This is a genomic window from Bradyrhizobium sp. ISRA442 (assembly GCF_038085055.1).
Classification (GTDB): Bacteria; Pseudomonadota; Alphaproteobacteria; order Rhizobiales; family Xanthobacteraceae; genus Bradyrhizobium.
Window position 1 is genome coordinate 62007 of sequence record NZ_JALGCN010000024.1, and the last position, 15591, is coordinate 77597.

The following is a 15591-nucleotide window of genomic DNA, read 5'->3' on the forward strand; positions in this document are numbered from 1 at the left end:
CGAACTCCGCGCGACGGTCGCCACCAGACTATCCCGGTCTGGGGCTGAGCGGAACTGCCCGGTGGCGATCGCGACAATGGTACGGCGATGTTAGTACAAATAATCCCCGCACACATTGACCCATTGCCAGCCGTAGGGCGTCCAGCTCCTCCGCCAGCAGCCGTCGTCGTAATAGCTGGCGTAGACGAAGGGCGCGCCGAAGAAGGCGAACCGGTGGAAGCGATGATGGCGGAAGAAGAAGGCGTGGCGGCCGATGAAGGGCCTGCCGTGAAATGCCCTGCCGGCGAACCGCGGGCCGAAGGCCGCACGGGTCGCGAACGGCGCACCGGCAAAGCGCGGCCCGATGGCGGCGCGGGCGGCCATCGGCGAACCCGCGAAACGCGCCATCGGCGCACCGGCGAAGCGGGCGCCACCGAAACGAGCTCCGCCCATACCGCCCACTCGCATGCCGCCCCCCATACCGCCGACATGCATGCCGCCACCCATACCACCGACGTGCATGCCACCACCACCGAAATGCCCACCGCCACCAAAGCCGCCATGGCCGCCGCCAAAGCCGCCACCGCCAAAGCCGCCATGGCCGCCACCGCCACCGCCAAAACCGCCGCCGCCGCGCGCGAGAACGGGCGACGCGACCGCCAGCGTCGCAGCAACTGCCGCGGCGACGAGACCTGTGAGAAGCCTGTTGTTCATCGGAAAATCCTCCTAGCAGTGCAGCGGTAGCCTCGCCGCACGAGGAGGATCAGGAGAGGCGAATATGCCGTCTCCATCAAATTACAAATGCGCCAGTTTATGACGCGGAAGTCAGAAACGACGGCCTCTCCCGGTGGTACGGGGCGAGGTTGAGAGCAACGCTCTCCTCACACCGGCTTGCCGCGTCCGCTCTTCTCGGCTGCGCGGCGCAACGCCTCGGCGAGCGCGCCGCCGCCGGAAGACTCCTGCTTGCGCGGCGCCGACGAGGTCATGCGAGCGGTGTTGCGCGAATTGTCGCGCTGCATGCCAGGGGCGTCCTTCTTTGCACCGACCTCGTCGTCGAGACGCAGCGTCAGCGAGATGCGCTTGCGCGCGACCTCGAAATCCAGAACCTTGACCTTGACGATGTCGCCGGGCTTCACCACCTCGCGCGGATCCTTGATGAAGGTTTTCGACATCGCCGAGATGTGCACGAGGCCGTCCTGGTGCACGCCGATGTCGACGAAGGCACCGAAGGCGGCGACGTTGGTCACGGTGCCCTCGAGGATCATGCCTTTCTTCAGATCCTTGATCTCCTCGACGCCGTCCTTGAACACCGCCGCCTTGAATGCCGGGCGCGGGTCGCGGCCGGGCTTCTCCAGTTCGCGCAGGATGTCGGTGACCGTCGGCAGGCCGAAGGTTTCGTCGACATAATCTTTCGGCTTCAGCGTGCGGACAATATCGCTGTTGCCGATCAGCGCCTTGATGTCGCTCTTGGTGGCGCTGAGAATTCTGCGCACCACCGGATAGGCTTCCGGATGCACGCCGGACGCGTCGAGCGGATCCTCGCCGCCGAGAATGCGCAAAAAGCCGGCGCATTGCTCGAATGCCTTCGGCCCGAGCCGCGGGACGTCCTTGAGCGCCTTGCGCGACTTGAACGGGCCATTGGCATCGCGATGCTGCACGATGCTCTGTGCAAGGCCAGCGCCCACGCCCGACACCCGCGCCAGCAGCGGCGCGGAGGCGGTGTTGACGTCGACGCCGACGGCGTTCACGCAGTCTTCGACCACGGCGTCGAGCGACTTGGCGAGCTTGGCCTGGCCGAGGTCGTGCTGATACTGTCCGACGCCGATTGCCTTGGGCTCGATCTTGACCAGCTCGGCGAGCGGATCCTGGAGGCGGCGGGCGATCGAGACCGCACCGCGCAGGGTGACGTCCAGTCCGGGCAGTTCCTGCGAGGCAAAGGCGGAGGCCGAGTAGACCGACGCACCGGCTTCCGACACCACGATCTTGGTCATCTTCAGTTCGGCCAGGCCTTTGACGAGCTCGGTCGCGAGCTTGTCGGTCTCACGCGAGGCGGTGCCGTTGCCGATCGCGATCAGCTCGACGCGATGCTTCAGCGCGAGCCTGCCGAGGGTTGCGAGCGACTCGTTCCACTGCCGCTGCGGCTCGTGCGGGTAGATCGCGGTGGTATCGACCACCTTGCCGGTCGCGTCGATGACGGCGACCTTGACGCCGGTGCGGTAGCCGGGATCCAAGCCCATGGTGACGCGGGTGCCGGCGGGTGCGGCCAGCAGCAGGTCGCGCAGGTTCGAGGCGAATACGCGCACGGCCTCGGTCTCGGCCGCGTTCCACAGCCGCATGCGCAGATCGATGTTGAGATGCACCTGGATCTTGGTGCGCCAGGCCCAGCGCACGGTGTCGATCAGCCAGCGATCGCCCGCGCGCTTCAGGTCGGCGATACCGAACCGCTTCATGATCTTCAGTTCATAGGCGCTCGGCACGCCCGGCGGCGGCGCTTCGGCCTCGGCCTGGATCTGGAGATCGAGGATTTCTTCCTTTTCGCCGCGGAACATCGCGAGGATGCGGTGCGAGGGCAGCTTCGTCAGCGGCTCGGAGAACTCAAAGTAGTCCGCGAATTTTTCGCCCTCGGTCTTCTTGCCCTGGCGCACGGTGGAAGCCATGCGCGCGTTTGTCCACATCTCTTCACGCAAGCTTCCGATCAGGTCGGCGTCCTCGTCGAAGCGCTCGACCAGGATGGCGCGGGCACCGTCGAGCGCGGCGGCAGCATCCGCGACACCCTTCTCGGCGTTTACGTAGGCTTCCGCAACGACCTTCGGATCGTCTCCGGGCTCTGCCATGAGCTGGTTGGCCAGCGGCTCGAGGCCCGCTTCCTTGGCGATCTCGGCCTTGGTGCGGCGCTTCGGCTTGAACGGCAGATAGATGTCTTCGAGGCGCGCCTTGCTGTCGGCGGCGAGGATGGCGGCTTCAAGTGCAGCATCGAGCTTGCCCTGCTCGCGGACCGATTCGAGGATGGCCTTGCGGCGGTCTTCGAGCTCGCGCAGGTAGACGAGACGCTCTTCCAGAGTGCGCAATTGCGTGTCGTGGAGCGCACCGGTCGCTTCCTTGCGGTAGCGGGCGATGAAGGGAACCGTGGCGCCGCCGTCGAGCAGCGTCACCGCCGCCTCGACCTGCTCCGCTCGAACCCCAAGCTCCTGCGCAATCTTCTGGTTGATATTCGCCACGCGAGAATCCCTCTCCAAGCACGCGGCCAGAACCGAACCACCGGCCGCGGGACGCCGCTTATGAACCAATCGAGGTTGATTCATCAAGGTACAGCGCAGAACCGTCGACAGGGGATTTTTTTGTTGCTTTGATGCGATCTCGCCACATTCGTTTGGATGGACGAAGACGGCGCACATACTCCGCTGTCGTCCTGGCTTTCGGCAGGACGAACGTCGGGGATCTTCTCGACATCTTGACAGGCGCCTCTGTTCCGCGGCTGGTTGACTCGCCGGCACCAGAACAGCATGCGAGGACTGCAATGCGCACCACATCGGTTGGCGTCGTTCGGATTGCCACCAAGGGCCCCGGCGACGCCTCCGGCCTCATGACCATGATCGAGTCCGGCGCGATCGATCCGACATCGATCCTGGCGATCCTCGGCAAGACCGAGGGCAATGGCGGCGTCAACGATTTCACGCGGGAATATGCGGTTGCCGCGCTGTGCACGGCGCTGGCGCCCTGTCTCCACCTGTCCCCAGAGGAGGTCGAGCAGCGCATCGCCTTCGTGATGTCCGGCGGTACCGAGGGCGTGCTCAGCCCGCACATCACTGTGTTTACGCGACGCGAAGCCGAGCAAGGAACGGCAGGCGTGTCCAGCAAACGGCTGAGCATCGGCATGGCGCACACGCGGGATTTTCTTCCCGAGGAACTCGGACGCTCCGCGCAGATCGCGGAGACGGCCAAGGCTGTGAAAGCCGCGATGGACGATGCCGGGATCGTCGATCCCACTGATGTGCATTTCGTGCAGATCAAGTGTCCGCTGCTCACCAGCGACCGCATCGAGGCCGCAGGCGCGCGCGGCAACACAACGGCGACGACCAGCGCCTATGGCTCGATGGCCTATTCGCGCGGCGCCTCCGCGCTCGGGGTCGCGGTCGCGCTCGGCGAGATCGCGTCCGAGATCCGTGACGAAGACGTGCTGCGGCGCTACGACCTGTTCTCGTCGGTCGCCTCCACCTCGGCTGGGATCGAGCTGATGCACAACGTCGTCATCGTGCTCGGCAATTCGGCCTCATCGGCGAGCGAGTTCGAGATCGGCCATGCCGTGATGAGCGACGCCATCGACTCCACCGCGGTGATCTCAGCGCTCAACAGCGTGGGACTTGGCATCGCGCCGCAGGCGACCGCGGGCCGCGAGCTCGTCAACATCTTCGCCAAGGCCGAGGCGTCGCCGAACGGCAGCGTACGCGGCTTTCGCCACACCATGCTGGAAGACACCGACATCAGTTCGACCCGCCACGCCCGCGCCGCGGTCGGCGGCCTGATCGGCGGCCTTGCCGGCACCGGCGCGGTCTATGTCTCCGGCGGGGCCGAGCACCAGGGTCCGCCCGGCGGCGGGCCGGTTGCGGTGATCGCGCGGCTCGCGGAAAACTAAGCGCGACGCCAGGGCAGAGGCGCCGCAATTGCGAACATGCCGGAATCAGCGCAGCAGCCCTGCGTGCGGGGTGGCGCCGCATAGAGGGATTGAATCGCATGACTTTGCCGATGAGCTGGAGTGAATGGGCGCAGCACGATGGCATGGCGCTGGCGGCGCGCGTCCGCAACGGTGAGCTGACGCCGAAGGAACTGGCGCGCCAGGCCGCTGCCGGCGTCGCCAAGGTCAATCCGGCGCTGTCCGGCGTGGTCGAGTTGTTCGACGACGTCATCATCGATCCGGCCAAGGACGGTGCCCATCTCTCCGGACCGTTCGCCGGCCTGCCCTTCCTGATGAAGGATCTCGGCCCGACCATGAAGGGCCGGCTCCAGGAGATGGGCTCGCTGTTGATGCGCGGCAATCGCGCGGCGGCAGATACGTTCCTGACCGGCAAGTTTCGCCAGGCGGGACTCAACTTGATCGGACGGACGACGACGCCGGAGTTCGGCGTGTGCAGTTCGGCCGACAATCCGGCGGTCTATGTGACGCGCAATCCCTGGGATACCGACTACACCACCTGCGGCTCGTCAGCGGGCAGCGCCGCGATGGTCGCGGCCGGCGTGGTACCGATCGCGCATGCGACCGATGGCGGCGGCTCGATCCGCATTCCCGCCGGCGTCAACGGCAATATCGGACTCAAGGTTTCGCGAGGCGTGTTCTCGCTCGCGCCGCTGATGTCCGATCTCACCGGGCTCGTCTCGATCCAGGGCTGCCAGTCGCGTTCCGTCCGCGACACCGCCGCCTTCGTCGATCATGCCCGCGGGCCGGCGCCGGGCGAGTTCATGCCGTTCTGGACCACGGCGCAGCCTTACGGCGAAATGATCAAGCGCGATCCGGCAAAGCTCAGGATCGCGCTGTCGCACACCTGGGGCGACTACACCGCGACGCCGCACATCGCCGCCGAACTGGAGAAGGCCGGCCGCTTCCTCGAAGGACTCGGCCATCACGTCGACTACGCGCTGCCCGAGCTCGATTTCCGCGCCGCCTTCGATGCGCAGACGACCTGCTACATCTCCAATTTTGCCGTTGTGATCTCCAACATGCTCGCCACACGTGGGCTGGAGCGGCCGCCGGAGGATCTGGTCGAGCCCGTCAACATCAGGATTTGGGAAGCCGGGCGGCACACGAGCTTCGCCGAGCGGGCGAAGATGCAAGGCGTGTTCAACACGACATCGCGCAGCTTCGGCGCGTTCTTCGAGCAGTGGGACGTCATCCTGACGCCGGTCACCGCGCTGCCGACGCCGAAGGTCGGCACGAAGGAATATCTCACCATCTCCGACAATCCGGACGTACTGGACTGGTTCGGCAATCTCTGGCGCAACTTCGCCTTCACGCCGCTCGCCAATCTCTGCGGCATGCCCGCGATCTCGCTGCCGATGGCCACGCACGAACACGGCTTGCCGCTGGGCATCCAGGCGATCGCCAAGCAGGCCAATGATGGCTTGCTCCTGCAACTCGCCGCCCAGATCGAGCGCGCCATCGACGGCAAGTGGAACGGCGGCAAGAAGCCGAAGGTGCACGTCGGTTAAGCAGGGCGCGATCGCATCGACTTGCGATCGCGCCATCGGCCTCAATTCTTCACGTCGGGGATCGTCTCGGACGGTTGCTGCTGACCCTGCTGATACATGGCGAGCGCCTTGTCGAGCGCTTCGCGCAAGGCCAGCGCCGCGGCCGGGCTGCAGCGCAGATGTGCGGTCTGAACCACGTCGACCCTGACGGCGGCCCCGATCGGCATCAACAGGTTCGCCGCGAGCTCGATCTGGATCGCCCCGTTGTGGTGCCCGAAACAGGATGCGCCGTCGAAATAGATGACCGGAGCGCGCTCGGCGCTGGAGGTCGAAATGGTGACGGGCCCCTGGTTGGTGGCGGGTGTTTCGGGGTCGGCCATGGGCACTCCTGCAGGCAGTGGACAAGCGGAACGGCCAGCATCGGCGCTTGGCCAGCCTCTGTCGAGGCCAAACCGGCCGGCAGACCTGTCCCGCAGCGGCGCGTGCGATGTTTTGCACGACGGGCGCCACTGGTCTAGAACCTCGCCATGTCCACTTCACAGAGCACCGGGCTGCCGTTCGAGGAACTTGCCGAGGCCATCAGGGGCCGCCGCTCCGACTATGGCCACATCAGCGGGCTGCAGCTCGATCGCTTTGCGCCGGGCGAGGCCTGGTCCAGCCTGCCCTACCGCCCGGTCTTCGTCGGCGATACCGAGACCGGCGTGCTGCACGGCGGGGTCGTCACGGCGATGCTGGACGAGAGCTGCGGCATGGCGGTGCAGCTCGCGCTCGACGGCACGCGCGCGATCGCAACGCTTGATCTGCGCATCGACTACCAGAAGCCCGCGACGCCCGGTCTCGACATCAAGGCACATTCGGTCTGCTACCGCACCACCCGCTCGATCGCCTTCGTGCGCTCTACGGCCTATCAGGACTCCGAGGACGATCCGGTCGCAACCGCCACCGCCTGTTTCATGATCGGCGCCAACCGCACCAACATGCTCGCGGACCGAAGAATGGATACGCGCGCCGCCCCGACGCTGGAGGCGCCGGAGGATCCGGCAGGCCCGTTCGCCAATAGCCCATTCGCGCGCTGCCTCGGCATCGGCGTCAGCGACGACGGCACGCTGGTGATGCCGTTCTCGCCAAAGATTATTGGCAACCCTATCCTGCCCGCGATCCATGGTGGCATGACCGGCGCCTTTCTCGAGACCACCGCGATCGTCGGCGTGACGCGCGAGCTCGGCGCTGCCGCACTGCCGAAGCCGATCGGGCTGACGATCAATTACCTGCGCTCCGGCCGCGCGCTCGACAGCTTTGCCAATGTCTCGATCGTGAAGCAGGGACGGCGCATCGTCGCCTTCGAGGCGCGGGCCTGGCAGGACGATCCCGCCAAGCCGATCGCCACAGCCTTTGGCCATTTCATGCTGCGGCCGACGCCTGGGAACGACGAGGAATAGGCATATTTACTTGACGGCCAAGCCTTGACGGCCAAGGCTTGACGGCGAAGGCTTATGCCACAACGATAGCGCGTTCCGCGCGAGAGGTATTGGATTGCGGCATCCGATCGACATCATCGCCATGTTTGCCGCCCTCTGGCTGTTGGCGTCGATGGTGCTCGATGCGCTGACGCCGAAGGAGCTGACGGCGGTCATGATCGGCATTGCGATCGGACCCGCCATCGTCGTCACCGCCGTGTTCTATTATCTGCGTTGTCCGCGCACGGATTTCGCGGTGCTGTTCTCTGCGTTGTGGCTGATCTCGGACATCGCCATCGGCTTCATTTCGCCGATGCCGCTGCCGCACTTCCTGATCGTGCTCGGCTTCGTGCCGGCGCTGCTGGTCGGCCTCGTCCTGCACTGGCAGCGCTTCCAGCGCCGCCACGAGCGGTTCGCTTGGCCTTCGATCAAGCGGGGCTAGAGCATGACCCGGAAAAGTGTGAATCGGTTTTCCCTCGCGACAAACGCGTGGCGTTTGCGCGGAGATCATGCTCAAACAAGAAACTGAAGCGCGATAACTTGATCGCGCTTCAGCGCGGCAACAGGTTCGTCTTCGCGAGATCGAGCACCTCGTCGCCGCGGCCGTTCATCACGGCGCGCAGGACCCACAGGCTGAAACCCTTGATCTGCTCGGGCGTGATGGTCGGCGGCATCGACAGCTCCTGCTTGGCCGTGACGACGTCGAGCAGCGCCGGTCCGTTGTGCGCCAGCATCTCCTGCATCGCGCCAGGGAGATCGCCGGGATCTTCGACCCGGCGGGCAAAGATGCCCATCGCACGCGCCATCGCCGCGAAATCCGGATTCTCCAAATCGACATTGGTGTCGACGAAGCCCGCCGCTTTCATCTCCAGCGCGACGAAGCCAAGCACGCCATTGTTGAAGACGACGACCTTCACCGGCAGCTTCATCTGCGTGAGCGTGATCAGATCGCCCATCAGCATGGTGAAGCCGCCGTCGCCCGACAGTGAGATCACCTGACGGCCGGGCTGCGCCGCCTGCGCGCCGATCGCCTGCGGCATCGCGTTGGCCATCGAGCCGTGCACGAAGGAGCCGATCAGACGACGGCGGCCGTTCATGTTGAGATAGCGCGCGGCCCACACCGTCGGGGTACCGACGTCGGCGGTGAACACCGCATCTTCCGTAGCATGATCGCTGATGACCTTGGCGAGATATTGCGGATGGATGGGCTTGCTGCCCGGGGTCCCCCTGGCGAGCGAGTCGAGTCCTTCGCGCGCCTTCCTGTAATGCGCGATCGCATCGTCGAGATGTTTGCGCTGCGTCTTGGTCTTCAACAGCGACAGCAGCGCTTCGATGGTGAGCTTGACGTCGCCGACGAGGCCGAGATCGAGCTTGCACCGGCGGCCGAGATTTTCCGGCCTGATATCGACCTGCGCGACCTGGCAGTCGGTCGGAAAGAATTGCTTGTAGGGAAAATCGGTGCCGAGCATCAGCAGGGCGTCGCAAGCGTGCATGGCGGCGTAGCCGGAGGAGAAGCCGATGAAGCCGGTCATGCCGACGTCGTAGGGGTTTTCGTATTCGACGTGCTCCTTGCCGCCGAGGGCATGCACGATCGGGCTCTTCAGGGTCTCGGCGAGCTGCATCAGCGGCGCGTGCGCGCCGGCGCAACCGCGGCCGCAGAACAACGTAATGCGCTCGGCGCCGTTGAGGAGCTCCGCAAGCGCCTTCAGCTCGTCCGCCTTCGGCACGACCTTCGGCGCTGACAGCGCGAGCCCGCGCGTCGCCGATAGCGGCCGCTTCGGCGGCGCACGGAAAGCGACGTCACCCGGTATGGCGACGACCGCGACGCCGCGCAGACCCACCGCCGCACGGATGGCGTTCTCCAGCACGTAAGGAAGCTGGCTCGCGTCCGAGATCAGCTCGCAATAATGGCTGCACTCACGGAACAGATTTTGCGGATGGGTTTCCTGGAAATAGCCGCCGCCGATCTCGGCCGACGGGATCTGCGCCGCGATCGCGAGCACGGGAACGCGGCTGCGATGCGCGTCGAACAGTCCATTGATGAGGTGCAGATTGCCCGGGCCGCAGGAGCCCGCGCACACCGCAAGACTCCCCGTCATCTCGGCTTCGCCGGCGGCGGCGAACGCCGCAACCTCCTCATGCCGGACATGCACCCATTCGATGGTGCCGCGGCGGCGCAGCGCTTCGGTAAGACCGTTCAGACTGTCGCCGACGATTCCGTAGATCCGCTTGACGCCGGCCTGCTCGAGCGTGGCCACGAACAGGTCGGCTACATTGTTGATCGCCATGTCGGTCTCCTGATCTCGCTGATCCCGCAAGATAGGATACGGACCGGCCGTGACGGGATCACGGCTGGTTTATTGCCGGCTCAATCTTTCGGAATCGCCCGATCGTAGGCAATGACCGTCGCCTTGGCCCGAGCCGCGACATCGGCAGCGGTCATGCCGGGCTTGTAGAGGCTGCTGCCGAGCCCGAACGCGGTCACGCCGCCTTTGACATACTCCGCAAAATTCTGGTCGGAGACGCCGCCGACGGCGGCGATCATGACGCCAGCCGGAAGCACGGCGCGGATCGCGGCAATGCCGGACGCGCCGAGCACGCTCGCAGGAAAGAATTTCAGGCTCGATGCGCCCGACCGCGCCGCGAGCAGCGCTTCAGTCGGCGAGAATACGCCGGGCATCGTCACCATGCCGTGCTGATGCGCGCGCCCCAGCACCTGCGTGTCGATATTCGGCGAGACCATCAGCTTGCCGCCGACGTCATCGAGCCGGTCGACGTCTTCGGCCGTCAGCACGGTGCCGGCGCCGATCAGCACGCCGGCGGGCGCGAGCTTCACGGCGCTGGCGATGGAGCGGAACGGATCCGGCGAGTTCAAGGGAATCTCGATCGCGGTGATGCCGGCCTCGATCAGCACGCCGACGATGGCCTCGGTCTCCTCGGGCTTGACGCCGCGCAGGATCGCGACCAGCGGTCGCTTCATCGGCGGAAAGGGAACGCTCATCTCAAGAATCCTTCTACTTCGTCCAGATCGCGGAGGCCGCCATCGACAGGCCGCGACGGACAGCCTCATCCGCATCGATCGGCACCACGTTCACCGACAGCGCATCGAAGGCGAGCCGATACAGCATCGCGAGCCGCCCCGACGCAACCAACATGATGCCACTTTTCGGCACGGCGCCGGAGAGCCCCGCTGCCAACTCGATTCCAATCAAAGTGCCCGACAAGGTCTCGCGCGCCGCCGCCGGCGTGCCCCCGAACAGGAGTTGTCGTGACCGCGCGCCGAATAGCAGGTTGGCGGCGAAGGCCGGCGCCTCGAACGCGGCCGTCACTGCCGACTTGAAGCTCGCGACGTCATCGGCGTCATCGGCGCCGGCGACCGCGAGCGACAGGATCGTCTCGCGCGAGACCGCGCTGAAGAGCTCGCCGGTCATGAAGGTGGAAAAGTGCTCGACCGTGCCGTCCTTCACCCGCACCCATTTCGAATGCGTGCCAGGCATGCAGACCGCCGCCTCACCTGCGGCATCGAAGCCGAGCGCGCCGAGCAATTGGGTCTCCTCGCCGCGCATCACGTCCGGCGCGCCAGCGTCGCGCTGCGCGATGCCCGGCAGGATGCGGATGTCGCGCGCTTCGCCGGGCACCCGCGCGGCCTGCTTCAAGATTGCTGCGAGCGGCGCCGGCGTGTCGACATAGCCGGCTTCGACCCAGCCTTGCCGCGCGCCTGCCATGCCGCAGACCAGAACCGGGAGATGATCGGGCGCCTCGACCGCGGCGAGATGCGATTGCAGCACGGCGGCAAACCCGGCCTTGGCCGCCGCCAGCATGCCCTCGCCACTGCGGCGTTCGGCCAGGACCTGCCCGGCCTGGTTGACCAGCCAAAGCCGGAAGCTGCTGGTGCCCCAATCCACCGCGACATAGGCGGGTTCGTTCATATCGAATCTGTCCTCGTCTCACCGGCAAGACGCCGTCTCGCGACAATGAGACGATCGCTTTGCGTGTTTGCGTCGAGATACCGGCTATTGCGCGGGCAAACCAGTCCTTTCTCGCCGATTTGAACCACTGCCGTGCTGGCACACGGCTTGCTCAAGCTCTGCTACTCGAGTCCATCAACGCGCGCCAAGACGCGTCAACATCAGATGAGGAAACACATGGAGATCGGCTATTTCACGATGCCCTCGCATCCGCCGGAGTGCGGCCTGAAGGAGGGGAACGACTGGGACCTCCAGGTCATGCGCTGGCTCGACGAGCTTGGCTACCAGGAAGCCTGGGTCGGCGAGCACCACACCGCCCCCTGGGAACCCAATCCCACGCCGGACCTCTTGATCGCGCAGGCGCTGATGCAGACCAAGAAGCTGCGCATCGGCCCGGGCGGCTTTCTCCTGCCCTATCACCACCCGGCCGAGCTCGCCAACCGCGTCGCGATGCTCGATCATATGTCCGAGGGCCGGCTCAATTTCGGCGTTGCGGCTTCGGGCCTGCCGAGTGACTGGGCGATGTTCAACGTCGACGGCATGAGCGGACAGAACCGCGACATGACCCGCGAGGCGCTGGAGATCATCTTGAAGCTTTGGACCGAGCCTGCGCCGTTCACCCACAAGGGCAAGTACTGGACGGTGACCAAGCCGGACACGATGTTCGACTTCCTCAAACCCCACATCAAGCCGTTGCAGGCGCCGCATCCGCCGATCGGCGTCGCGGGCCTGTCGAAGAACTCGGACACGCTGAAGCTCGCCGGCGAACGCGGCTTCATCCCGATGAGCCTCAACCTCAACCCGGCCTATGTCGGCAGCCATTGGGATTCGGTCGAGATCGGCGCGGCGAAGACCGGACGCAAGCCGAACCGGCAGGACTGGCGGCTGGTGCGCGAGGTATTCGTCGCCGACACCGACGAGGAGGCCTGGAAGCTCTCGACCGGCGACATGATGGGCCGGATGATGCACGAGTACTTCCTGCCGCTGCTCGGCCATTTCGGCTTCAAGGACTATCTGAAGCACGCACCCGACGTGCCCGACAGCGACGTCACCGTCGAATATTGCGCCAAGCGGAACTGGATCGTCGGCTCGCCCGCGACCGTGGCCGAGAAGATCGAGAAGATCTACGACGAGGTCGGCGGCTTCGGCGTGCTCCTGGTGTTCGGCTTCGACTACAAGCACAAGGCGGAAGCCTGGCACCACTCGCTCTCGCTGCTCAAGAACGAAGTGATGCCGCGCCTGAAGCATCTCGGCTCCGCAAAGAAGGCGGCTTGACCCGCAGCGGGTGCGGCGCGATCGTGCCGCACCCGCCTCAATTTCGGAGATTTCCGCGTGACGGTCGACGCAAAGGATTTCAAGCAGGCGATGCGCCAATGCGCCGGTGCCGTTGCGCTGGTCACAGTGGGGGCCGAGCACGGCAAGCGTACGGGGCTGACGGTGACCTCGGCCTGCTCGCTGTCGGACAATCCGCCCTCGCTGGTCGTCTGCGTCAACCGCAATGCCAGCGCTCATGCGCGGATCCGCGAGGAAGGCGCGTTTGCGATCAACTTCCTGCACGAGGATCACGCGCTGCTGGCGCTGACCTTCAGCGGCCAGAGGGGCGTCAACGGTGACGATCGCTTTGCTTTCGGCGAATGGACGCGCGGCGTGACCGGCGCACCGGTGCTGACGGATGCTGTCGCCGCGTTCGATTGCATGCTGGCGCAGGAATTTGAGACCAGGACGCATTCGATCTTCGTCGGCGAGGTGCGCGGCGTCTCGCATGCGGCGACGGCCACGCCGCTGGTCTATCTGCGCAGCAACTTCCACACGCCGCAGGAAATTCGCGACACGGTCTCGCTCGGCGACCTCGACGCGCGGCATCTGAGCTGGACGGATTTTTCGTAAGGGCCCCACTCTCGCTGCCTTCCCTTCTCCCCTTGTTGTAGGAGAAGGTGGCGCGAAGCGCCGGATGAGGGGTTTCTTTCAGCGTGCGCAGATGGCGAGGTGAATGCGGAAGCAGACCCCTCACATGTCTCGCCGCTATCGCGGCGAGCCACCCTCTCCCACAAGGGGAGAGGGAAGGAAAGCCCTACTGCGCCGTCTCGATCTTCATCGCCTTGATCTTGCGATACAGCGTGGCGCGGCTGAGTTTCAGCGCGCGGGCGGCTTCGGTGACGCGGCCGCCATGCTTGCGCAACGCATCGACAATAGTCGCGCGTTCAGCCGCCGCGAGATCGGGCTCCGCCGCGCGGCCGCCGAATGGCGGCAGGTCGAGATCGGCGTCGGTGATGACGCCGTCCTCCGCCGTGCAGCCGGCAAGCCGTAGCACATGGCGAAGCTGGCGCATGTTGCCTGGGAACGGATATGCCGACAGCAGCGACCAGGCCTCCTCCGACAAGCGGCAATTCGGCGCCTCCTCGCACGCGATCTGGCGGATGACGTCGTCCCTGTCGGCGCGCTCGCGCAGGGCCGGCAGTCGCACCTCCATGCCGCGCAGGCGGAAATAGAGATCGGCGCGGAAGGCACCCTCCTCCGCCATGCAGCCGAGATCGCGATGGGTGGCGCTGATCAGGCGGATGTCGACGGGCACGGGCTTGAGCGCACCGAGCGGCCAGACCTCGCGGTTCTCCAGGACGCGCAGCAGCCGGGTCTGGAGCGCGATCGGCATGTCGCCGATCTCGTCGAGGAACAGCGTGCCGCCGTCGGCCTGCACGATCAGCCCCTTCGATCCCTCGCGCCGCGCGCCGGTGAAGGCGCCGGCCTCGTAGCCGAACAGTTCGGCATCGATCAGGCTCTCCGGCATCGCCGCGCAGTTCAGCGCGACATAGTTGTTGCGCGCGCGGTTGCTCGCCGCGTGAATGGCGCGCGCGAACACGTCCTTGCCGACGCCGGTCTCGCCATGCAGCAGCACCGGCAGATTGTGGTCGCCGATGCTCTTTAGCCGCCTCACGCTCTTGACCAGGCCGGGATCGCCGCCGGCAAGACGACGCAGAGCATCGAACCGGTCGACCGGCCCGTCGCGGCGCGCGGACGACGCACGCGGCGATGACCGCGCGCGCAATGGCGGCGCGACTCGGCCCTGTCCCAACGGACTGCCATCGGCACGACGCAGCGCGACGGTGTCATCCGTTCCGCGCGCGGCGTGATGGTCGAAATTGATGTAGCGCGACAGATCGATGCCGGATGCGATCATGCCGTCGGTGAGGCCCAGCATCGCCCGCGCCGACCGGCAGGCACCGACAATGCGACGGTCGTGGTCATAAGCAAGCAGGCCGCTGCCGCCGTCGCCCGGCACGGTCGTGATCCAGGCGTTGCGGAAATGATCGCGGAAGATCGCACCCTCCATCCGCCGCGTCGCCTCCATCGTTACGGCGAGCGCAAGCTGGTGCGCGGTGCGTTCGAGATCCCTGCGGCAGGAGGTGATGTTGACGGCGCCGGCAAGGCGCCCGGCCTGGTCGAACAGCGGCGCCACGGCGCAGGAGAACATGTGCCATTGCTCGCGAAAGTGCTCGTCGCGATGCACCAGGATCGGCTTCTCCTCGGCAAGCGCGGTGCCGAGGCCGTTAGTGCCTTCAAAGGCTTCGGCAAAATTCGAGCCGGTGTAGATCTTCCAGTCCAGGAACATTTTTGCGTCGGCCTGGCCCGGCAGGCGGCTGAACAGCATGGTCGCGTTCGCGTCAGCCAGATTGACGCAGTAGCCGGCGTCGCGCAGCACGCGGGCGAGATCGTCGAGCTCGGGCGTAAGCAGCCTGATCGTCTCCTCCATCGGCTCTGCGACGTGGCGGACCTCGGCCTCGGTGAGGGTCTGCGGCGGGCCCTGGCGGGCGGGATCGAGCTTGTGGCTGATCAGGCAGCGCCGCCAGGAGTTGGCGATCCGCGAGGAGGCATCGACGTCGGCCACATGGTTGGCGACGGACAAGACACGGGCGACATGGTTCGAGGCCGAAAGGCTGGCCATCGCGGACGTCTCCACCCTGTATTATTGTGCAAAGTCTGGCACCGCGGGCGGGGATGTCAATCGGGAA

General features: G+C 65.9%; 13 protein-coding genes. 6 read left to right on the forward strand and 7 right to left on the reverse strand.

From position 1 onward, the window contains the following. Positions 1-90: 90 nt before the first annotated feature. Positions 91-693, reverse strand: coding sequence for a hypothetical protein (locus tag MTR72_RS33450; protein ID WP_280966382.1), 603 nt, complete (start codon positions 691-693; stop codon positions 91-93). Positions 694-860: 167 nt separating this feature from the next. Continuing rightward, the gene (locus MTR72_RS33455; RefSeq protein WP_341511901.1) at positions 861-3197 is read right to left on the reverse strand and encodes a Tex family protein; all 2337 of its coding nucleotides are present in this window, start codon (positions 3195-3197) and stop codon (positions 861-863) included. 299 nt (positions 3198-3496) lie between these two features. On the opposite strand from MTR72_RS33455, the gene MTR72_RS33460 reads away from it, so the two are divergent. Continuing rightward, positions 3497-4612: a ring-opening amidohydrolase gene (locus tag MTR72_RS33460; RefSeq protein ID WP_280966384.1), complete on the forward strand. Its 1116-nt coding sequence runs from the start codon at positions 3497-3499 to the stop codon at positions 4610-4612. A 98-nt stretch (positions 4613-4710) separates the two neighbouring features. Further along, positions 4711-6180, forward strand: a complete 1470-nt coding sequence (locus MTR72_RS33465) for an amidase (RefSeq protein WP_341511902.1) — start codon at positions 4711-4713, stop codon at positions 6178-6180. A gap of 41 nt (positions 6181-6221) precedes the next feature. Here the strand turns inward: MTR72_RS33465 and MTR72_RS33470 are convergent, their stop codons facing one another. Then, a complete protein-coding gene (locus tag MTR72_RS33470; protein ID WP_280966386.1) occupies positions 6222-6539 on the reverse strand; it encodes a hypothetical protein in 318 nt (105 codons plus the stop codon). Between the two features lie 147 nt (positions 6540-6686). Here MTR72_RS33470 and MTR72_RS33475 point away from each other — a divergent pair, with 147 nt between their 5' ends. Beyond that, positions 6687-7598 carry a PaaI family thioesterase gene (locus MTR72_RS33475; RefSeq protein WP_280966387.1) on the forward strand — a complete coding sequence of 304 codons (912 nt, stop codon included), beginning with the start codon at positions 6687-6689 and terminating at the stop codon, positions 7596-7598. A gap of 94 nt (positions 7599-7692) precedes the next feature. After that, positions 7693-8058, forward strand: a complete 366-nt coding sequence (locus tag MTR72_RS33480; protein ID WP_280966388.1) for a hypothetical protein — start codon at positions 7693-7695, stop codon at positions 8056-8058. Between the two features lie 109 nt (positions 8059-8167). Here the strand turns inward: MTR72_RS33480 and poxB are convergent, their stop codons facing one another. From poxB to MTR72_RS33495, 3 genes are all read right to left on the reverse strand, one after another. After that, complete coding sequence (gene poxB / locus MTR72_RS33485) at positions 8168-9904, reverse strand: ubiquinone-dependent pyruvate dehydrogenase (protein ID WP_341511903.1); 1737 nt, start codon at positions 9902-9904, stop codon at positions 8168-8170. Positions 9905-9984: 80 nt separating this feature from the next. After that, positions 9985-10617 carry a 2-dehydro-3-deoxy-6-phosphogalactonate aldolase gene (locus MTR72_RS33490; RefSeq protein ID WP_280966390.1) on the reverse strand — a complete coding sequence of 211 codons (633 nt, stop codon included), beginning with the start codon at positions 10615-10617 and terminating at the stop codon, positions 9985-9987. Positions 10618-10630: 13 nt separating this feature from the next. Further along, on the reverse strand, positions 10631-11545 hold the full coding sequence (locus MTR72_RS33495) for a 2-dehydro-3-deoxygalactonokinase (RefSeq protein WP_280966391.1): 915 nt from the start codon (positions 11543-11545) through the stop codon (positions 10631-10633). 216 nt (positions 11546-11761) lie between these two features. On the opposite strand from MTR72_RS33495, the gene MTR72_RS33500 reads away from it, so the two are divergent. Next, the gene (locus MTR72_RS33500; RefSeq protein WP_280966392.1) at positions 11762-12859 is read left to right on the forward strand and encodes an LLM class flavin-dependent oxidoreductase; all 1098 of its coding nucleotides are present in this window, start codon (positions 11762-11764) and stop codon (positions 12857-12859) included. A 57-nt stretch (positions 12860-12916) separates the two neighbouring features. Then, positions 12917-13471, forward strand: a complete 555-nt coding sequence (locus MTR72_RS33505; protein ID WP_280966393.1) for a flavin reductase family protein — start codon at positions 12917-12919, stop codon at positions 13469-13471. 184 nt (positions 13472-13655) lie between these two features. Here MTR72_RS33505 and MTR72_RS33510 read toward each other — a convergent pair whose 3' ends face one another. Further along, positions 13656-15524 (reverse strand): sigma-54-dependent Fis family transcriptional regulator, encoded by a 1869-nt coding sequence (locus MTR72_RS33510; protein ID WP_341511904.1) that lies wholly within the window; start codon positions 15522-15524, stop codon positions 13656-13658. Between the last annotated feature and the right edge of the window lie 67 nt (positions 15525-15591).